Source organism: Actinomadura latina NBRC 106108 (assembly GCF_001552195.1).
Lineage (GTDB): Bacteria > Actinomycetota > Actinomycetes > Streptosporangiales > Streptosporangiaceae > Spirillospora > Spirillospora latina.
On sequence record NZ_BCQS01000013.1, the window covers coordinates 305,272 to 324,448 of the forward strand.

Genomic DNA, 19,177 nt, shown 5'->3' on the forward strand with positions numbered 1-19,177 from the left:
TCTCCGCCGGCGACGGCCCCGCCACCCCCAGGCGGCGGGGCCGTCCCCGGCAACGCGCGGCGCCGCGAATACCCGCGGTCAGTGGTTGTCGGTGTCCTTGCTGGGCTGGACGCGCTTGGGCTCGCCCGGCATCTTCGGGTAGTTCGGCGGGTACGGCATGTCGCCGAGGCCGTGGTCCTTCTCGTCGCGGTCGGCCAGGTCGAGGAGCGCGTCCAGCGAGAAGGACTCGTCGTCGATGGACGCGTGGAGGTCGCCCAGCTCGGCGAACCGGGCGGGCATCGTGGCGATGGTGAAGTCGCGCGGGTCGACGTCGGGCAGTTCGTCCCAGGTCACGGGGGCGGAGACGGGGGCGTGCGGGGCCGGGCGCACGCTGTAGGCGGACGCGATCGTGCGGTCGCGCGCGTTCTGGTTGAAGTCGATGAAGATCTGCTCGCCGCGTTCCTCCTTCCACCACCTCGTCGTGACCTCGGCGGGGTTGCGGCGTTCGACCTCGCGGGCGAAGGCGAGGGCGGCGCGGCGGACCTCGGTGAACGTCCAGCGGGGCTCGATGCGGACGTAGATGTGCACGCCAGCCTTGCCGGACGTCTTGACGTAGCCCGTGTAGCCCAGCTCCGACAGCAGGTCGCGAGCCGGGCCGAGCGCCACCCGGACGGCGTCGGAGAAGTCGGTGCCGGGCTGCGGGTCGAAGTCGATGCGCAGCTCGTCCGGATGGTCGACGTCGCCCTTGCGGACGGGCCACGGGTGGAAGGTCAGCGTCCCCAGGTTCGCGGCCCAGGCGATCACGGCGGGCTCGGTCGGGCACACCTCGTCCGCGGAACGTCCGCTGGGGAAGGCGATGCGGGCGGTCTGCACCCAGTCGGGCGCGCCCTTCGGAATCCGCTTCTGGTAGAACGCGTCGGACTTTCCGGCGCCCATGCCGGACTGGCCGCGCGCGTAGTCCTCGCGGGTGGCCATCCTGGCGCCCTCGAAGACCCCGGCGGGCCAGCGTTCCAGGGTCGTCGGGCGGTTGCGGGTCGCGCGCAGGATGCCGTCGCCGACGGCCAGGTAGTACTCCACCAGCTGCCGCTTGGTGTAGCCGTGCTCCGGAAAGTAGACCTTGTCGGGATTGGTCACCTTGACGAGCCGATCCCCGACCGGGATCTCGATGAAGGGCGAGGCCATAACCGCACGTTAACTCACGGGCACGACAGTCCTGCGCGAGCGCCTCGCGGGGTACCTTCGAAGGCATGGAGAAGATCCGCAAGAGCGAGGACGAGTGGCGGGCCCAGCTGAGCCCCGAGGAGTTCCAGGTGCTGCGCGAGGCCGCCACCGAGAAGCCCTTCACCGGCGAGTACACCGACACGAAGACCGTCGGCGTGTACCGGTGCCGCGCCTGCGGGACGGAGCTGTTCCGGTCGGGCACGAAGTTCGAGAGCCACTGCGGCTGGCCGTCGTTCTACGAGCCGTCCGACTCCGACAAGGTCACGCTGATCGAGGACCGCTCGCTCGGCACGGTCCGGACGGAAGTGCGGTGCGCCGTGTGCGACTCCCACCTGGGGCACGTGTTCCACGGTGAGGGCTACGACACCCCGACCGACGACCGCTACTGCATCAACTCGATCTCGCTGACACTCGAACCCACCGAGTAGCCCACCAGGCAGGGCGGCGGGAGCCGCTAGCGGGTTTCGCCGACCTCGCAGTCGTCCTTGTCGCTCTGCTTGTTGGCGAGGACGACGCTGCCGTTGTCGTCGCTCTTGCCGTGGACGAAGACGCGGGGCTCGTCGTCGCCGCCGTCCTCCAGGAACTGGGTCGTCCACTCGCAGAGATCGAGGGCGGGCTTGGAGTTCTCGTCGTCCTCGCCCAGGTCGGTGTAGACGCGCACGAACTGCCCGCTGTGCCGGACGTCGGTCACGTGCGCGACGACCTTCCCGTCCGGGTCCTTCGTCCTGAAGTACGGCACCGCGTCGGGGATCTCGTCGGGGTCGCCGACGGCGGCGTCGATCTTCTCGTGCGGGGACGGGGACGTGTCCGTGCGGGCGGCGACGGCGGCGTGCGGCTCCGGGGAGGAGCCGCCGGTCAGCGTCAGCGCGGTGACCGCGACGACGGCCACCAGCGCCGCGGCCACGGTGCCGGCCACCGCCAGCCGGCGCCGCCGGGACGTCCGGACCGCCGTGACCAGGCGGTTCCAGCGGACCGCGAGCTCCGACGGCGGCCTCGCGTGCCGTCCCCGGGGCGGCTGGGCGGGAGACTTGGTCACGGACGGCACCTTACTGCTGTTTCGCCCCGCCCCTGGCCGGGTCAGGCCAGATTCGCGACGAGTTCGGCGACCGGCTTGCGGCGCCCGGTGTAGAACGGCACCTCGAGGCGGGTGTGCAGCCGCGCCCTGGCGCCGCGCAGGTGGCGCATCAGGTCGACGATGCGGTGCAGCTCGTCGGCCTCGAACGCCAGCATCCACTCGTAGTCGCCGAGCGCGAACGACGACACGGTGTTGGCCCGGACGTCGGGGTACTCGCGCGCCATCTTGCCGTGCTCGGCGAGCATCGCGCGGCGCTCGTCGTCCGGCAGCAGGTACCACTCGTAGGACCGCACGAACGGGTACACGCACACGTAGTTGCGCGGGTTCTCGTCGGCCAGGAACGCCGGGATGTGGCTCTTGTTGAACTCCGCCGGGCGGTGCAGCGCCATCTGCGACCACACCGGCTCGCTGGCGCGGCCCATCGCCGTCCGGCGGAACCGGGTGTAGACCTCCTGCAGGTCATCGGACGTGGGCGCGTGCCACCAGAACATGAAGTCGGCGTCCGCGCGCAGCCCGGCGACGTCGTAGAGGCCGCGGGTGGTGACGTCCTTCTGGGCGGCCTGGTCGAGGAGGTCCTGCACCTCGGCGGCGTCCTGCTCGCCGAGCGTGCCGGGCTTCGCGACGCGGAAGACCGACCACATCGTGTAGCGGATGACGTTATTGAGTTCGCGTGCCTTCGGCTTGCCCGCCGGATCGGTCATGTCCTGCTCCTTCTCGACTGCGCAGATGGTCCAGCACCCGGGTCGCCGCCGCACGCGCCGAGGCGATGCAAGCGGGGATGCCGAGGCCGTCGTAGGCGGCGCCCGCGACGGCCAGCCCCGGCGCACCGGCGACCGCGGCCCGGACCTTGGCCACGCGGTCGGCGTGGCCCACGTTGTACTGCGGGAGGCCGCCGCCCCACCGGGTCACCCGGCTCTCGGCGGGCAGCTCGGTGACGCCGCACGTCGCGGCGAGCTCGGCCATGGCGGTGGCGGCCAGCTCCTCGTCGGCCTTCTGGAGCGTGCGCTCCTCGCCGAACCGGCCGATGGAGCAGCGCACCGCGATGACACCGGGGTCGCGGTCGCGCAGGTGGGGCCATTTCACCGAGCTGAACGTGACGGCCTTGACGCCGCGTCCGCCGCGCTCGGGGTCGCTCTCCACGCCGGGGACGAGATAGCCGCTGCCCTTCGGCACGCGCGGGAACGCGGTGGCCCGGTAGGCGAGCGTGATGATCGCCATGCTGGCGTAGTCGATGCCGGCCAGCTCGCGGGCGGCGGCGGGCGCCTCCTCCTCGAGCAGCCGGGACGCGGGAGCGGCCGGCACCGCGATCACCACGGCGTCGGCGTCCAGGTACTCGGGGTCGCGGGTCGGGCCGATGGTGAGCCGCCAGCCGTCCTCGCGGCGGCGCAGCTCGCGGACCATCGCGCCGGTCCGGACCGTCCCGCCGGCGGCGGTGATGTCGGCGGCGACCAGGTGCGGGAGCGTGCCGAGCCCGTCCGGGAGCGTGGCGAACACGGGCCCGGGGTCCTTCGGCGCGGCGTCCCGGATGCCCTGCACCGCGCTGATGAGCGAGCGGTGGCCGCGCGCGGCGGCGGCGACGCCGGGCAGCGTCGAGTCGAACGACAGCAGCTCGACCCGGCCCGCGTACACGCCGCCGAGCAGCGGCTCGACGAGCCGGTCGACGACCTCGCGGCCGACGCGGGCGCCGATGAAGTCGGCGACGGACACGTCCCCGCCGCGCGGCGTCTCCGGCAGGACGAGGTCGAGCGGGACGCGCGCGAGGCCGGCCGGCGACAGCACCCGCGACGCGGCGAGCGCCTTCAGGTCGGACGGGACGCCCATGACCTGGCCGGACGGGATCGTGCGCAGCGCGCCGCGGCTGAAGATCGCCGAAGAGGTGGTGCCCGGGTTCACCAGGTCGCCGATGTGCCCGAGGTCGCGGACGAGGTCCATGCCCTCGGGGCGGCGGGCGAGCATCGACTCCGCGCCCTCGTCCACCGGGATCCCGGCGATCTCGCCGACCCGGAGCTTGCCGCCGATCTGGGGGGAGCCTTCGAGCACGGTCACCCGCACGCCGTCCCGGGCGAGCACGCGGGCGGCGGCGAGGCCCGCGATGCCGCCCCCGACGACAACGGCATGGGACGTGGTCATGGCTCCAGCCTTCCAGACGTTCCGCCGGATCGCGCACCGGGGCGGCCGGAGCGGCGAGCATCACATCGGCGTGCCGCACCACGGCGGGGCGCCTTTTTGTCGCGGAAGTGACAAGATCCGAATGACCATGCCAGCAGATACTGGCGTGCATGACTTCTTGGAAGGCTCTGCCGGCCGCCGCCGCGGCGGTCCTGCTGGCCGCCGGGCTCGCGTCCCCGGCCGCCGCCGCGACCCGCGGCGACTTCACGCCGGTGTCCCTGCCGTTCTTCTGGCCGAACAACTACCTCTACGACCTCGACGCCGCCTCGCCCGACAGCGTCTGGATCGCAGGGACCCAGGGCGAACTGGTCGTCCCCGGCCCCATCCCGGGCAGTGGCACCACGCTCCCCGGCAACCCCGTCGTGCGGCGCTGGAAGAACGCCCGCTGGGTCGAGTATCCCCTCCAGAACCTGGACAGCAGGGGCAGCATCACCGACGTCGACGCCGCCGGCCCCGAGGACGTGTGGATCAGCGGCTTCAGGTACGCCGTGGGCGACGCGTACCCCACGACGTTCCCCTACCTGGCGCACTTCACCGGTGCTGGGTTCGAGCAGGTGTCCCTGCCGTCCGGTGCGCGGAACGCGACCCTCCAGGCGAGCGCGGCCGGCGTCTGGGTGAGCACCGGCAGCGGCGTCTACCGCCGGACGGGCGACGCCTGGACGCAGATCACCGCCCTCCCGGACATGGACCGGAACACGTCCTACATCCGGGCGGACGACGACATCTGGGTCCTCGGCAGGGTCTCCCAGACCGACCAGACCCTCATGGCGCAGCACTGGGACGGGCAGTCCTGGACGAGCGTCCCCGTGCACGAGCCGTCCGTCGCCGGCGCCGGCTTCACCGACATGATCGCCCTCTCGCCCACCGACGCGTGGGCGACCGGCATCAGCTACACGACGTCGCCGGCCACGCCCGTCCTGATGCACTGGGACGGCACCGCCTGGACGAGCGTCACCCCGCCGTCCGGCCTCAACGCGCTCACCAGGATCATCAAGAGCGAGGCCGGGACGCTCTGGGCCCTCGGGCACGACCTCGACGAGCCCGCCAAGCCCGCCCTGCTCCGCTACAGCGGCGGCACGTGGGAGCAGGTGCCGACAACCGCCGTGCCGAACCGGAGCAACATCTACGCGACCGCGCTGGCCGCCGTCCCCGGCACCGGCGCCCTGTGGACGCTCGGGTCCGTGAACATCGGCGGCCCCGTCGTGCTCACCGACGGCTGAGCGGGCCGAGCCGGTGCGTCCGGTCACGGCCCGCAGCGGGGCCGGGCCGTGACCGGCGTGCCCCGCATCGTGGCCCTTTCGTGATTCACCCCACGGAACGGTGACCTGCATCACCTCGTCCAAGCCGCATGCGGATCGTCAGGAACGTCACATGTGCGCTGGTCGTCCTGCTGCTGGCCGGGGTCCTGGCCGCATGCGGCGGCGGCTCGTCGGATTCGTCGGAGGCCGTGGACCGGGGCGGCGCGCCCGCTCCGGCGACCCGGAACGAAGCGGGACCGGCGGGAGGCCCCGCCGCCGGGAAGGCCGCCGGCGGGAACACCGCCGACGGGAGCACCGCGAGAGGGCCGCAGGCGCCGCTGCCGGCCGGGCGCGAGGTCGTCCACACGGCGCGGCTGCGGGTCCGGGCCGGGGACGTGGAGGACGCCGCCGCCAAGGCCAAGCAGATGGCGACCTCGGCCGGCGGCTACATCGAGCAGGAGTCGAGTTCCAGCGAGCCGGCCCGGTCGGAGATCACGCTGAAGGTCCCCGCCGACCGGTACACCGACGTGCTGAACCAGCTGAGCACACAACTCGGTACCAGGCTCTCCCTCTCCCAGGAGGCCGAGGACGTCACCGGCGAGGTCGCCGACGTCGACGCCCGCGTGCGGTCGGCGAAGGCAGCGCTGGAGTCGTTCCGCAAGCTGCTCGGCCGCGCGAACTCCGTCGGCGAGGTCATCCAGGTCGAGCAGGAGATCGCCGAGCGCGAGGCCGACCTTGAGGCGCTGCAGGCGCGGTCGAACTCGCTCAAGCACCGCACCCAGTACGCGACCGTGACCGTGACGCTGGTGACCAAGACCGCCGCGCCCAAGGAGGACGACGAACGCGGCGGGTTCATCGGCGGACTCCAGAACGGCTGGGACGCGTTCACCGCGTTCATCGGCGGCATCGCCGCCGTGGTCGGCTGGCTGCTGCCGTTCCTCGTCCTCGCCGCCGCGATCGGCTGGCCCCTGCTCGCCTTCCGCCGCCGCTTCCGCGGCCGCAGGCCGGACCCGAACCCGAACCGGGAGCCGGAGAAGGCCGCCGCGGGCGCGGGACCGTCGCAGGAACCGCCCGCCTAGCCGTTGTCGCCGCTGCTCGCCTCGTGGACGAGATCCGCGAGGCGGGCCAGCACGTCCGGGTTCGTGGACGGCAGGACGCCGTGGCCCAGGTTGAAGATGTGGCCCTCGGCGGTGCGGCCCCGGGCCAGCACGTCGCGGGCGCGGCGCTCCACCGTCTCCCACGGCGCGAACAGGATCGCCGGGTCGAGGTTGCCCTGCAGGGCCTTGCCCGGTTCGACGCGGCTGACGGCCTCGTCGAGCGGGACCCGCCAGTCGACGCCCACGACGTCCGCCCCGGCCTCGCCCATCGGGCCGAGCAGCTCGCCCGTCCCGACGCCGAAGTGGATGCGCGGCACGCCGAGCGGCTCGACCTCGGCGAAGACGCGGCGGGTGTGCGGCAGCACGGACTCGCGGTAGTCCTGCGCGGCGACCGCGCCGACCCACGAGTCGAAGACCTGCACGGCGCTCGCCCCGGCCGCGACCTGCAGCTTCAGGAACGCGATCGTGAGGTCGGCGAGGCGGTCCATGAGGTTCGCCCACAGCTCGGGCTCGCCGTACATCACGGCCTTGGTGCGCTCGTGGTTCTTGGACGGGCCGCCCTCGATCAGGTACGAGGCGAGCGTGAACGGGCCGCCCGCGAAACCGATCAGCGGCGTCGCGCCCAGCTCCCCGACGAGCCCCTGCACGGCCTCGGTCACGTACGGGACGTCGTCCGGGACGAGCGGGCGCAGCACGTCGAGGCCGTCCGCCGACCGGATCGGGTCGGCGATGACCGGCCCGACGCCCGGCTTGATGTCGAGGTCGACGCCGATGGCCTTGAGCGGCACCATGATGTCGCTGTAGAAGATCGCCGCGTCCACCGCGTACCGGCGCACCGGCTGCATCGTGATCTCCACGATCATGTCGGGGCGGGTGCACGACTCCAGCATCGGGACGCCCTCGCGGACCCGCAGGTACTCCGGCAGGGAGCGGCCGGCCTGGCGCATGAACCACACGGGCGTGTGCGGCACCGGCCGCCTGCGGCAGGCCAGCAGGAAGGGGCTCTCGGCGAGGGCGGCCTTGTCAGGGGTGTTCGCAGAGTCGTCACTCGAACGGGCAGCGTCAGCGGTCACGTTGTGATGGTCCCACGAAACGCAAGGTGGGAAGGCACCGGTGTGGCGGCTGAGGCGAAACGAACTTCCGGACACGCCGAGCGAAGTCCCGCATTCTGTCACCGGCGCGTGCGAACGTGATGCGTGTCATAGCCGAGGGAGGTTCCCCCTTGTACTGCTCCACCTGCGGTGATGAACGTGAGTTCGAGCAGCCGCCGTGTCCCGACGGGCACGGTGCGGAGTGTCCCGAGCGGGCCTGCGTCGAGTGCGGCGCGGCGGTCCTGGTCGGCCTGCCGCCGGTGACCGCCGCGGCCCGCGAGACCGGCCCGCAGACCGTTCAGGCGCCCCGCCGCGCCGCCACCGTGCGAGCCGTGGCCTGAGCGGCCCGGCCCCCGAGACGAAACCACCTGTGCCGTGCCTGTTTCCCCTCCGCGTCCCCCCGTCGCCGCGCGCGGCGGCGCCCCGTCCCGGCAGCACCGACCCGAGCCGATCCCCGGCGCCCAGCCACTCACTCGCGACCAGGCCGGTCCACCCATGAACCCACCTGCCTTCCAGCGGGCCGTCGACGTGCTGCGCTCCTTCCTCGACGGTCCCGCCGTCCGGCCGGAGCTCGACCTGGAGGACATGCCCGCCCCGCAGCGCCTCGCGCCCTACGCGGCGGCCATGTCCGGCAGCGTCTACCGCGACGACGACACCGAGGTCGCCACCGGGCGCCTCATCGTCCTGTACGACCCGGAGGGCAGATCCGGCTGGACGAACGGGTTCCGCGTCGTCGCCTACATCCGCGCCGACCTGGAGCCCGACATCGCCGCCGACGAGCTGATCGGCTCCGTCGCCTGGGACTGGCTGCTGGAGGCCCTGGAGCCCGCCGGGTACGCGAACGTGTCCGGGACGATCACCCGGGCGGTGTCGGAGAGCTTCGGCGACAAGCGCGACGAGCCGTCCACCACCGAGCTGGAGCTGCGCGCCTCCTGGTCGCCGACCGGCGACGACCTCGCCGGCCACGTCGCGGCGTGGTGCGAGGTGATGTCCACCACGGCCGGGCTGCCGCCGTCCGGCGTCGCGGCGCTGCCGGAACGGCCGGGCGGGGGGGACGGTTGAACGACGTACGGTAGGGGGCGTGAGCACAGCGCCCGAGACCGGATCTGTCACCAAGCAGGCGGCGGGGGAGAACGCGGAAACAGTGGGAGTGTCCGAAACGCGCGCCACCGGCCCCCAGCGGGAGACCGGTGCGGAGGAGACCGCGGCCGAACGTCCTGGGACCGTTCCCGAACAGCCGGGAACGGGTCCCGAAAGCGCGGAGGCCGCTACCGGCCCGCCGGCCGTCCCCCTGCTGGAACCGCGCGAGGGCGTCCCGCCCGTGATCGAGACGGCCGCCGAGCTCGACCGCGCCGTCGCGGCGTTCGCCGCGGGCAGCGGCCCGGTCGCGGTCGACGCCGAGCGGGCCTCGGGCTACCGGTACGGGCAGCGCGCCTACCTGATCCAGTTGCGCCGCGAGGGCGCCGGCACCGCGCTGATCGACCCGATCGCCTGCCCCGACCTGTCCGCGCTGGACGCCGCGCTCGCCGACGCCGAGATGGTCCTGCACGCCGCCAACCAGGACCTCCCGTGCCTGGCGGAGGTCGGGCTCGTCCCGCGCCGGCTGTTCGACACCGAGCTGGCCGGGCGGCTGCTCGGCTACGCGCGGGTCGGGCTCGGCTCCATGGTCGACAACGTGCTGGGCTTCGTCCTGGAGAAGGGCTATTCGGCGGCCGACTGGTCGACCCGCCCCCTCCCCGAGGACTGGCTCCGCTACGCCGCGCTCGACGTCGAGCTGCTGGTCGAGCTGCGCGACGCCCTGCAGGAGGAGCTGGAGACCGCGGGCAAGCTGGAGTGGGCGCTGGAGGAGTTCTCCGCGATCCTGGCCACGCCGCCGAAGCCGCCGCGTCCCGACCCGTGGCGCCGCACGTCCGGCATCCACCGGGTGCGGAACCGGCGGGCGCTCGCCACCGTCCGCGAGGTGTGGACGGCCCGCGACAAGATCGCCCGCGAGCGCGACCTGTCCCCCGGCCGGGTGCTGCAGGACGCCGCCATCATCGAGCTGGCGCAGAAGTCCCCGAAGACCCCCGCCGAGCTGCAGGCCCTCCCGACGATGCGGGGGCGCGGCGCCCGCCGGCACCAGTCGGCGTGGCTGCGCGCCGTCGCCCGCGCCCGCGACCTGTCCGACCGGTCGCTGCCGGAGTCCAACCTGCCCGGCGACGGCCCGCCGCCGGCGCACCGCTGGGCCGACCGCGACCCGGAGGCCGCCAAGCGCCTCACCGCCGCCCGCGCCGTCGTCGCGGCGCTCGCCGACGAGCACTCGATGCCGTCGGAGAACCTCGTCCAGCCCGACTCCGTCCGCCGCCTCGCCTGGACGCCGCCGGCGGAGTCGTCACCGTCCGCGATCGGCGCCGCCCTCCGCGGCCTGGGCGCCCGCGCCTGGCAGGTGGATCTGACCGCCCAGCCCCTGGCCAAGGCCTTCCTCCGGCTGGAGACCAAAGGAGACCTGTAAGGCCTCTTGCCGGGGGTGCATGCGGGGCGCAAACTTGGTTAGGTTAGCTTTGCCTAAAAGGTTTGTGCCATCGGGAGGAGTGCGGCGATGCTACTGGGCAACTTCCTCATCGGACTGCGTGAGGGGCTGGAGGCCGCGCTGGTCGTCAGCATCCTGATCGCGTACCTGGTGAAGACCGGCAACCGCCGGGCCCTGGTCCCCGTCTGGACGGGGATCGGCGCCGCCATCGTGCTCGCGTTCGCGTTCGGCATCGCGCTGAGCGCCGCGTCCTCGGAGATGCAGTTCAAGACGCAGGAGCTGTTCGGCGGCGTCCTGTCGATCATCGCGGTGGGCCTCGTCACCTGGATGGTCTTCTGGATGCGCAAGACCGCCCGGTTCATGAAGGCCGAACTGGAGGGCAAGCTCGAAGGCGCGCTGAACGTCGGGCCGCTCGCCCTCGCCGCCGTCGCGTTCCTCGCCGTCGGGCGCGAGGGCCTGGAGACCGCGCTGTTCCTGTGGACGAACATCTCCAACTCGTCCGGCGGCTCCACCGAGCCGATCATCGGCGCGTTCCTCGGGCTCGCCGTCGCCGTCGCGCTCGGCTACCTGCTCTACCGCGGCGGCCTCAAGATCAACCTGAAGCGGTTCTTCACCTGGACGGGCGCCGCGCTCATCGTCGTCGCCGCCGGCGTGTTCGGCTACGGCTTCCACGACCTGCAGGAGGCCGAGGTCTTCCCCGGCCTGAACGCCGTCGCGCTGGAGCCGCACGCGTTCTTCGCCCGGTTCGGCGGCGCCGGCGACTGGATGCAGACGGTGTTCCAGGGCGTCCTGAACGTCACGCCGCAGATCACCTGGCTGCAGCTGATCATGTGGGCGGCCTACCTGGTCCCGGTGATGTTCCTGTTCCTGCGGGCCCCGTCGCCGTCCAAGCCCGCCCCGGCCAAGGCCACCGAGCCCGCCACCACGTCCTGATCCGGCGGGGACGGCCCCGAACCCCCGGCTCTCAGAGGTCGGGCAGCGGGTCCCGGGGGAGGCTGTCCCGGGCGAAGATCTCGGCGTCGGCGGCGTTGACGACCGGGACGTACTCGTCGTCCACCTCGAAGACGGCGCCGGCGAACTCGAAGGACGCGCCGGCGCCGGTCTCCACCGGCCCGATCCGGGTGCCGCGCGGGTAGCTGCCCCAGATCGTCTTCGGGTTGCCGCTCCGCGGCGAGCCGGTGGAGATCACCGCGACCTGGTCGTCGGTGACGACGAAGAGGAAGCCCGCGCCGCCGCCGTAGGCCATCGCGGGGAAGATGTAGCGGATTCCCCCGTCGACCCCGAGGAACTCCCGGCAGCGCTCACGAAGCGGGCGTGGCACCGGCATGGCTGTTGAGGCACCTCCCCCGGGGGCGGAACACGGCTGCCGTCACAATCATGCACCGCCCCGGGCGAACGTGACCAGTGTCAGACCGACGCCAGCGCCGTCGTCGGCGGCAGCCGCGCGGCCCGCACCGCCGGGTACAGCCCGGCGGCCGTCCCGATCGCCAGCGTCGCGGCGAGCGCGCCGCCGAGCGCCCACACCGGCACGACCGGCGGCCAGCCCTTCCACAGCGCGAACCCGGCGGTGACGGCCGTGCCGAGCACGGTGCCGGCCGCGCCGCCGAACGCCGACAGCAGCAGCGACTCGGCGAGGAACTGGGTGCGCACCTGCCCGCGGGTCGCGCCCAGCGAGCGGCGCAGCCCGATCTCGCGGCGCCGCTCCAGCACCGAGATCACCATCGTGTTGGCGACGCCGACCCCGCCGACCAGCAGCGCGACCGCGCCGAGCCCGAGCAGCAGCCCGGTGAACGCGCCGGCCGCCGCGGCCTTCGCCTCCAGCGCGTCCGAGGGGCGGCTGACCTGCACCTCCTCGGGATGCTCGGGGTTGACCGTCCGGGCGAGGACGTCCCGGACGTCGGTCACCGACGCGTCCGTGGAGCGCTCGTAGATCGTGGTCGGATGCCCGTCGAAACCGAGGTGGCGGCGGGCCGCGTCCCAGCCGACGAGGGCCGAGCGGTCGATCTCGGGGGCCAGCTCGGCGGGCCGCAGGACGCCGAGGACGACGAACCACCGGCCGCCGATCCACACCCGGCCCTTCTCCACACCCAGCCGTTCCGCGGCCTCGGAGCCGAGCACGACGCCGGGATAGCGCCCGGTGCCCGCGTTCAGCCAGCTGCCGCTCGCGGTATCCACGTCGAGCGTGCCGAGCAGTTCCGTCGTGGCCGCCTGCACGGCGATGCCCTGCGTGACCTCCGCCGGGATCTTGTCGGTCCTGCGGACGGTCGCGTCCACCGCCCCCGTCGCGCCGACCGCGGTGACCGGGCCGATCCGGCGCACCATCCCGGGCGCCGGCTCGGGCAGTTCCGCCTCGTCCCCGAACAGGGTGTCGCCCGGCTTCGCGGTCAGCAGGTTGGTGCCGAGCCGGTCGAGCCGCGCCAGCAGGTCCTCCTTGCTGGACGAGGAGATCCCGATGACCGCGACCATCGTGGCGATCCCGATCGCGATGCCGAGCGCGGACAGCACGACCCTGGCCGGACGGGCCCTCAATCCGCCGAGGCCGACGCGCAGCACGTCGTTCGCGCCGAGCCGCGCGGGCGCCAGTTCCGTCTTCATCGGCTGCCCGCCTCCGCCTGCTCGTCCGCGACGATCAACCCGTCCCGGACCCGGACCCTCCGCCGCGCCCGGCCGGCCACCTCCGGATCGTGCGTGATGATCGCGACGGTGGTGCCGGCGCGGTTCAGCTCGTCCAGCAGGGCGAGCACCTCCGCGCCCGCCGCCGAGTCGAGGTTGCCCGTGGGCTCATCGGCGAGAAGCAGGTCGGGCTCCCCCACGACGGCCCGCGCGACCGCGACCCGCTGCTGCTCACCGCCCGACAGCTGGTGCGGCCGGTGCCCGGTCCGGTGCCCGAGGCCGACGCGTCCGAGCGCGGCCCGCGCCCGCTCCCGCCGCTCCGCCGGCCCGGCGCCGCCGTACAGCAGGCCGTCGGCGACGTTGCCGAGCGCGCTCACGCCCGCCGCCAGATGGAACTGCTGGAACACGAACCCGAGGTGCCGTGCCCGCAGCGCCGACAGCTCCCGGTCACCGAGTTCGCCGACCTCGTGCCCGGCGACCCGCACGCTGCCCCCGGTGGGACGGTCGAGCGTCCCGATCATGTGCAGCATCGTCGACTTCCCCGACCCGGACGGCCCTACGATCGCCACCATCTCCCCCGGGGCGATCACCAGGTCGACGCCCTTCAGCGCCGCGACGCCGCCCGCGTACTCCTTGGTCACCCCGGCCAGCTCGACGATGTTCTCGCCCCGCACGTCCATGCCCAGCGTGTTCATTCGGCAGGCACCCCGACCTTCGCGCCCTCGCGGACACCGGTGATCTCGACCCGCCCGCCGCCGAACGCCCCGACCTCCACGGGCACGAGCCGCCGCCCGCCGTCGACGACCTCCACACCGAACCCGCCCTCCCGCAGCGCCAGCAGCGCCTCCACCGGCACCGACAGGACGTTCTTCCGCCGCTCGCTCTCCAGCTCGACGCTCACCGGCGCCTCGTCCAGCCGTCCCGTCCCGGCGTCGCCGATCGAGATGTCGACATCGACCGTGGTCTTCTTGTCCTGCCCCGACCCGGTGCTCTCCGCGACGCCGCTGATCTCGATGATCTCTCCCTTCACGGCCTTGCCACCGGGCAGCTCCACCGAGACTCCGGCGCCCTTCTTCGCGAGGTCCTGCTTGTCGGCGTCGAGATCCACATGCACGACCCGCTTCGTCCCGGCCACGGTCAGGACGGGCTGCCCCTGCCCGACGCGCTTCCCCTCGGGCGCCTTGACCTCCCGTATCCGCACGGCCCCGCTCAGGAAGACGACCTGACTGGAATCAACGGCACCGGTCTCCGCGAGCCCCCGATCGTCCTGCCACTCCCGCACCGCGGCCTCGGTCGCCCCGGTGAACTCGTCGTCCACGGCCATCCCGTCGTACCCGAGCGCCCGCAGGTTCTCCTCAAGCCGCCGGACGTCCGTGCCCGACTCCCCGCTCCGCAGCGTCCGGTACATGGGGCTGCCGCCGTACATCAGCGTGACCGGCTCGCCCGCCACCTTCAGCAGCGTCCCGCCCCGCCTGACCTCCGCCCCTTGCTCCGGCGCCCACGTCACGACACCGGCCGCGCCCGTCCACACCTGCCGCACATCGTCGTAGGTGAGCTTCCCGTCGACCGTCTCGGTGTCCACGAGATCACCCCGGCTCACCACGGCGGTGGCCAGCCGGGCCGGGTGCCCCGCCGCCGCCTCACCGCCGCCCGCCGTCCAGGCCAGCACGCTGCCGCCACCGGCGACCACCACGACGGCGACCGAGCCGACGACCAGGACGCGCCTCACCGTCCAACCCCCGGCAGGCTGCCCTTGCACGCCTCGCGCGCCTTCTCCAGGGCGCTCCGGTCGATGTCCCCGGCCGGAAGCCTGATCTGCCCGTCCGGCCCCGGATCGGGGATGTCCACCCCGTGCTCCCGCATGCACTGCGCGAACTCGACGTACTGGTCGCGCACCTTCGGGTCCTTCAGATCGGGCATCTTCCCGCCCGCCTGCAACCACTGCCGACACTTCTCCAGCGCACCCTCCAGCTTCTTCCTGTCGCCTCCCTTCCCGAGCCGCATCGCCCTCTGGTCCCCACTACCAGGATCAGGGACGTCAACCCCGTTCTCCCGCATGCACTGCGCGAACTTGAGCTGCGCGTCCTCCGCCGAAAGCGACTGACTGGGCGAAGCCGACGCGGACCCCTTCCCCGCCGCCCCACCGGCGGAAGCGACCCCGCTCCCGTCGTCCCCGCATCCCGCGAGCCCGACCACGAGCGCCGCAACGACGCCCCACACCCGAAGCCTCATCACGCTCCTCTCCGCCGGGACGCTGTGCCCTGGCGAAGCACCATGAGACTGACGAAGGGGTTAAACCCGCATTAGCCGCGCTCGTTCCGACGGGATCCGACCAAGTCGCGGAACGTCGCCGGACGAGCCTCTCAGCAGCAGAAACGTCCGAAGGGGTCCCGGTGAGTCGGAGTGGATCGAGCCCCGTTGGCTCCCCACTCTGGCTCCCGTGGCTCCCCGGGCAGAGTGGAGGCGACCCGAGCCGCAGCGACCCACGCGCACCACCCCATAACGAGCAACGCGCCACCTGGCACATCTCGGACAACCAGGCACCGAAGTGGAGCAAACCCCCAAAGCAAGTGCTACTCGCGGAGTGTCTCGCAAGCCTGGACGGCCCAGGCAGCCACGTCTTCCAGCGCCACCTAACGACCTCGTGCATGGTCGTGGTGACGCGGCGCCTACCTGATCGTTAATCACCGAACTGGTCACCCCAGGCCCGTCGTCCGGGCCTGCTCGATCTACTCAAAGCCAGCCCGCCGATGCAAATCCTGGGCGACGCAGGATTACCAGCCTTGGTGGCCAGACTGGCGGCCCGGCGGGAACGCCACCGCAACCGAAAATCGCAAAGAACACGCCGCCCTGCGGATCCGCGTCGAGCACGCGATGGCGCATCTGAAGAACTGGCGCGCTGTGGCCCGTCATCACGGACGCAGTTAACATCTCGACCACATCGTCAGGCGGCCGCGGCGCCGCTTTCCCGTCAACAAGCCTGCACCCGCACAAGCGCGTCTCAGGCGTGATCTCCGAGAATCTCGCAGGATTACTAACGCGCCATCACAACCATGCTCGAGATCGCTAATCACGATGTGCCGTAACCCGCCCAATCAACCTTCCGCGGGTCGGTCAACCCAAAAATCAAAGAAAAGGTTGAATCAATATCACTCCGGCAGAAATTTGTTCGGAGATGGAATTCCAATCCGATGTCTTTTCAAGCATGGAGATATATCTATTTGGATCTGAGACGAAGAGAGTTAGCTTGCGGGGGTAGCCCGCGTTCTCCAGCACTCGCCTAACAAGGCTTACAGATAGACTCATTGCCGAGATATCGGTGACAATCAATGCAATCTCTTCACCTTCTTCAATGTGCTCCATGTCAAAATCCCTGACATCTACATGACGAGCATCAATCTCTCCATTCACGGTGATGGCTAGTTTTGCAATTGAGTTACCTTTGTCGAATACCCAAGTCGATCGAGTCACGAAATTCACTCCCACTTTGTGGCAGACAGGCTAGCAGCAAGAGAATCGGAGTGACCAAAAGATCGATTCCTGGACAACCATAATTAAGATCCTTGTGACGTTGAACCGTTTACTATGAGACTATCGTGACTGGAGTGACGAAGGAGCAGTCAAAACCTTCCAAAAATAAGCTCTGCACTGGTAGACTTAGGTAGGAACGCCAAGTTATTAGCAATACGATCGCCGGTCTCACGACCAGAAGTCGGAGCCGGCGAGGACTAATCTTCGCCGCTTGAAATCATAGCAAGGAGACAAAAATGCGATCCGCGGACCCTCCCCACTATGACTCGGAGTTCCTAAGGAATCGACAGGCGCTCCAAGCCTTGCTATTCTCAACCACGAAGTTAATGGAAATATCTGCAAGTGTACTGGTGCGCACCCCATCGATACCCCAGAAGCTTGAGCTGTCCCGCAATATTTGGGCCCTCGCTCAATCCTCCCAACTTCTAGTCGATAGAATCGGCTCATTAAGAACGCGAGTTGCTCTTCCACGACCAGGTAGCCGTGAATATGCCGACTTCATCGATGATGTGATTTCTCTGTCAGATCCCGTTAGGGAGCACGAGATACTGGAAAAACTTGCGTATCCAGACTTGAGAGATTGCGTGGAGCTTCATCGCACACGAGTTCCGGCCTCAGACGAGGTGACAGTGGACTGCTTGAACCAAGTCAGAGAACGACTAACGGAACTGAGTCTGCCTGGACCTCAGGAACCTGTCTCAGCGCCACTGCACTTCCCTTTCCCGAAGACCGGCGCTTTGTCCTGCGGCCTGGTCAGGGAAAACCTGTCACTGGAAAAGATCTTCATTGGGCGACGCACTCTCGAAAGAATCCCGAATCGACCTGGTCGCGACGCATTGGTTACTCAAGAACGTACACGCGACCGAGAAGAAAGACTTTCCAAATACGGCCCGATACTCTACGATTTTGCATTTCGAATCGAATTGTGTGCCGCCGAAATTTGTGCCGCGCTATTGGCACACCATACCGAAGCTCCATGGGGACTTCGATTTGATTTGGCGAGACAGCTTAGGGATGAGATCCGGCATTTCGAGCTGTTTATATCTCGCGCGAATGAACTTGGATGTAAAATTGGCGATCTTCCGGTTCGGTTCGAGGTCTGGGATAATTTCATTCTCGGTAACGATCTGGCTGAGCGTTTAATCATAGAGCAACGTCTAGGAGAAGGCGGCGCTATTGATAGTGCGGACAACATCTATAAAAGGCTAAAGGAGGACGGAGAGGAGGAATTGGCATCCGCATTTCAGTATGTCACTGCCGATGAAATCGTCCACGTCGCCAACGGCAATAAATGGCTCCGATATCTACTCGGAAATGACGAAGCAGTGGCAAAATTGGAAAACAAGATCAAGGACCGCTTGAAAGCCTGTCGATCGGTTGAGGTTTATAAGCACCCCATAAGCGTTGAAAATCGGCAACTGGCAGGATTCACGCTAGTAGAAATTGAAAATATTCAGCAAGAGTTTACGGCCCGCGAGAACGGCTGATTATAGATTGTTTCGAGGGCATTACTCGGCGGCTCTCTTTATCCGCAGAAGCGTCATTCTTTAACACCTGGAGTGGATTTGGAGGATTTCAAGCCGCTAAGAGACCAGGATCCTTCTAATATTGGTTCCTATGCCGTAATTAGACGGCTAGGGTCCGGTGGGCAAGGAACTGTGTATTTGGTGCGAACAAGCAATGGTGCATTAGTTGCGCTTAAGTTGCTTCACGCTCACTTCGCCGGTGACGAGACAGCGCAGTCCAGATTTCTTCGTGAAGTTGACGCTGCTCGTAGAGTCTCGGCCTACACCGCCCGCGTTCTGGACTTAGGGACGCATCGAGGAGTCCCGTACGTAGTTAGCGAATACATACCAGGCGAGTCTCTGGCCAGCTACATTTCCCGTGAGGGCCCTCTTCAATCTGACCCATTACATCGCCTTGCCTCGGGAACTCTCATTGCGCTTGCCGCTATTCATGCAGGCGGCATTGTACATTGCGACTTTAAACCAGAAAACATCCTACTTGACTCAGACGGCCCTAGGGTTATTGATTTCGGAATTGCGCGAGCGCTGGATACTATAACCTCCAATGTGAGTCGGCGTATTGGGACGCCAGCGTATATGGCCCCTGAGCAAGTGGATGGAGGAAAGCTGAGTCCTTACACCGATATGTTCGCTTGGGCTGCAACAATGATCTTCGCCGCCACAGGGAAACATGCGTTCGACGGCAGTTCCCTGGCGGCCATTATGAGTCAGATTATCGCCGTTGATCCAGACGTATCTGGAATTCCAATGCCGCTGAAAAAAGTAGTGTCGGCCAGTTTTAGTAAACCTCCAAAGCAACGTCCCAGCGCCACCGAGGCTCTACTTTGGCTCCTGGAAGGGAAATCTCCGAACAGGATTTTTCGGGGCAATATAGATGCAAGTAGGACTGTTATCGATTCGACTATTCCTGCACATATATTTGGCCTTCAAGTCGGAGTGCCGCTTAGGGGGCAAGCGCGCGAGCTGGTGACGATTGCCTACTCATGGCGAGACGGCAGACCGATCCTGATTGCCAATGGTGCCGGGAGTGCAAGCCAGATGTGGGACTTGGCCACTGGCCAACAGATCGGCGAGCCACTCGCCGGCCACACCGAACCCGTGTGGGCGGTGGCCTGCACGGTGCTGGGT

General features: G+C 69.2%; 20 protein-coding genes. 9 read left to right on the forward strand and 11 right to left on the reverse strand.

Translation table 11 applies throughout. From position 1 onward, the window contains the following. Window positions 1-78: 78 nt before the first annotated feature. Window positions 79-1,161 carry a DNA polymerase domain-containing protein gene (locus AL2_RS20725; protein WP_067635804.1) on the reverse strand — a complete coding sequence of 361 codons (1,083 nt, stop codon included), beginning with the start codon at window positions 1,159-1,161 and terminating at the stop codon, window positions 79-81. Window positions 1,162-1,226: 65 nt separating this feature from the next. On the opposite strand from AL2_RS20725, the gene msrB reads away from it, so the two are divergent. Then, window positions 1,227-1,628, forward strand: coding sequence for a peptide-methionine (R)-S-oxide reductase MsrB (gene msrB, locus AL2_RS20730; RefSeq protein WP_067635806.1), 402 nt, complete (start codon window positions 1,227-1,229; stop codon window positions 1,626-1,628). Between the two features lie 26 nt (window positions 1,629-1,654). Here the strand turns inward: msrB and AL2_RS20735 are convergent, their stop codons facing one another. The 3 genes from AL2_RS20735 to hemG are packed head-to-tail and all read right to left on the reverse strand — an operon-like array spanning window position 1,655 to window position 4,405. Beyond that, window positions 1,655-2,236: a hypothetical protein gene (locus AL2_RS20735; protein ID WP_067635808.1), complete on the reverse strand. Its 582-nt coding sequence runs from the start codon at window positions 2,234-2,236 to the stop codon at window positions 1,655-1,657. 41 nt (window positions 2,237-2,277) lie between these two features. Further along, complete coding sequence (gene hemQ / locus AL2_RS20740; RefSeq protein WP_067635810.1) at window positions 2,278-2,976, reverse strand: hydrogen peroxide-dependent heme synthase; 699 nt, start codon at window positions 2,974-2,976, stop codon at window positions 2,278-2,280. Then, window positions 2,933-4,405 carry a protoporphyrinogen oxidase gene (gene hemG, locus AL2_RS20745; RefSeq protein ID WP_067635812.1) on the reverse strand — a complete coding sequence of 491 codons (1,473 nt, stop codon included), beginning with the start codon at window positions 4,403-4,405 and terminating at the stop codon, window positions 2,933-2,935. Before hemG ends, hemQ begins: the two co-directional genes overlap by 44 nt. A gap of 149 nt (window positions 4,406-4,554) precedes the next feature. Between hemG and AL2_RS20750 the strand changes: the two genes are divergently transcribed. Together AL2_RS20750 and AL2_RS20755 are read left to right on the forward strand one after the other, a co-directional pair. Continuing rightward, window positions 4,555-5,664: a hypothetical protein gene (locus tag AL2_RS20750; RefSeq protein WP_067635814.1), complete on the forward strand. Its 1,110-nt coding sequence runs from the start codon at window positions 4,555-4,557 to the stop codon at window positions 5,662-5,664. Between the two features lie 128 nt (window positions 5,665-5,792). Next, window positions 5,793-6,761, forward strand: coding sequence for a DUF4349 domain-containing protein (locus AL2_RS20755; protein ID WP_067635816.1), 969 nt, complete (start codon window positions 5,793-5,795; stop codon window positions 6,759-6,761). Here the strand turns inward: AL2_RS20755 and hemE are convergent. Continuing rightward, entirely contained in the window at window positions 6,758-7,771 is a 1,014-nt protein-coding gene (gene hemE, locus AL2_RS20760) for a uroporphyrinogen decarboxylase (RefSeq protein ID WP_281181604.1), read from the reverse strand. The genes AL2_RS20755 and hemE overlap by 4 nt on opposite strands. A gap of 230 nt (window positions 7,772-8,001) precedes the next feature. On the opposite strand from hemE, the gene AL2_RS20765 reads away from it, so the two are divergent. The 4 genes from AL2_RS20765 (at window position 8,002) to efeU (ending at window position 11,312) form a co-directional block, all read left to right on the forward strand. After that, the gene (locus tag AL2_RS20765) at window positions 8,002-8,211 is read left to right on the forward strand and encodes a hypothetical protein (RefSeq protein ID WP_157438263.1); all 210 of its coding nucleotides are present in this window, start codon (window positions 8,002-8,004) and stop codon (window positions 8,209-8,211) included. Between the two features lie 154 nt (window positions 8,212-8,365). After that, window positions 8,366-8,932, forward strand: a complete 567-nt coding sequence (locus tag AL2_RS20770) for a DUF3000 domain-containing protein (RefSeq protein WP_067635822.1) — start codon at window positions 8,366-8,368, stop codon at window positions 8,930-8,932. A gap of 229 nt (window positions 8,933-9,161) precedes the next feature. After that, complete coding sequence (locus AL2_RS20775; protein ID WP_067635931.1) at window positions 9,162-10,361, forward strand: ribonuclease D; 1,200 nt, start codon at window positions 9,162-9,164, stop codon at window positions 10,359-10,361. An 87-nt stretch (window positions 10,362-10,448) separates the two neighbouring features. Continuing rightward, complete coding sequence (gene efeU / locus AL2_RS20780) at window positions 10,449-11,312, forward strand: iron uptake transporter permease EfeU (protein ID WP_067635824.1); 864 nt, start codon at window positions 10,449-10,451, stop codon at window positions 11,310-11,312. 31 nt (window positions 11,313-11,343) lie between these two features. Here efeU and AL2_RS20785 read toward each other — a convergent pair whose 3' ends face one another. The 6 genes from AL2_RS20785 to AL2_RS37590 form a co-directional block, all read right to left on the reverse strand. Then, window positions 11,344-11,706 (reverse strand): hypothetical protein, encoded by a 363-nt coding sequence (locus tag AL2_RS20785; protein WP_067635827.1) that lies wholly within the window; start codon window positions 11,704-11,706, stop codon window positions 11,344-11,346. Between the two features lie 80 nt (window positions 11,707-11,786). Next, window positions 11,787-12,974, reverse strand: a complete 1,188-nt coding sequence (locus tag AL2_RS20790) for an ABC transporter permease (RefSeq protein ID WP_067635829.1) — start codon at window positions 12,972-12,974, stop codon at window positions 11,787-11,789. Then, the gene (locus AL2_RS20795; protein WP_245666778.1) at window positions 12,971-13,687 is read right to left on the reverse strand and encodes an ABC transporter ATP-binding protein; all 717 of its coding nucleotides are present in this window, start codon (window positions 13,685-13,687) and stop codon (window positions 12,971-12,973) included. Before AL2_RS20795 ends, AL2_RS20790 begins: the two co-directional genes overlap by 4 nt. After that, a complete protein-coding gene (locus tag AL2_RS20800) occupies window positions 13,684-14,721 on the reverse strand; it encodes a peptidoglycan-binding protein (protein ID WP_067635831.1) in 1,038 nt (345 codons plus the stop codon). Before AL2_RS20800 ends, AL2_RS20795 begins: the two co-directional genes overlap by 4 nt. Then, complete coding sequence (locus AL2_RS37585) at window positions 14,718-14,996, reverse strand: hypothetical protein (RefSeq protein ID WP_157438264.1); 279 nt, start codon at window positions 14,994-14,996, stop codon at window positions 14,718-14,720. The genes AL2_RS20800 and AL2_RS37585 overlap by 4 nt, the downstream gene beginning before the upstream one ends. A gap of 1,122 nt (window positions 14,997-16,118) precedes the next feature. Next, the gene (locus AL2_RS37590; RefSeq protein ID WP_157438265.1) at window positions 16,119-16,463 is read right to left on the reverse strand and encodes a hypothetical protein; all 345 of its coding nucleotides are present in this window, start codon (window positions 16,461-16,463) and stop codon (window positions 16,119-16,121) included. Between the two features lie 296 nt (window positions 16,464-16,759). Here AL2_RS37590 and AL2_RS36575 point away from each other — a divergent pair, with 296 nt between their 5' ends. Both AL2_RS36575 and AL2_RS38100 read left to right on the forward strand, forming a co-directional pair. Next, entirely contained in the window at window positions 16,760-18,010 is a 1,251-nt protein-coding gene (locus AL2_RS36575; protein ID WP_083946726.1) for a DUF455 family protein, read from the forward strand. 72 nt (window positions 18,011-18,082) lie between these two features. Next, window positions 18,083-19,177, forward strand: a 1,095-nt coding sequence (locus AL2_RS38100) for a serine/threonine-protein kinase (RefSeq protein ID WP_281181603.1), incomplete at its 3' end; no start/stop codon positions are given.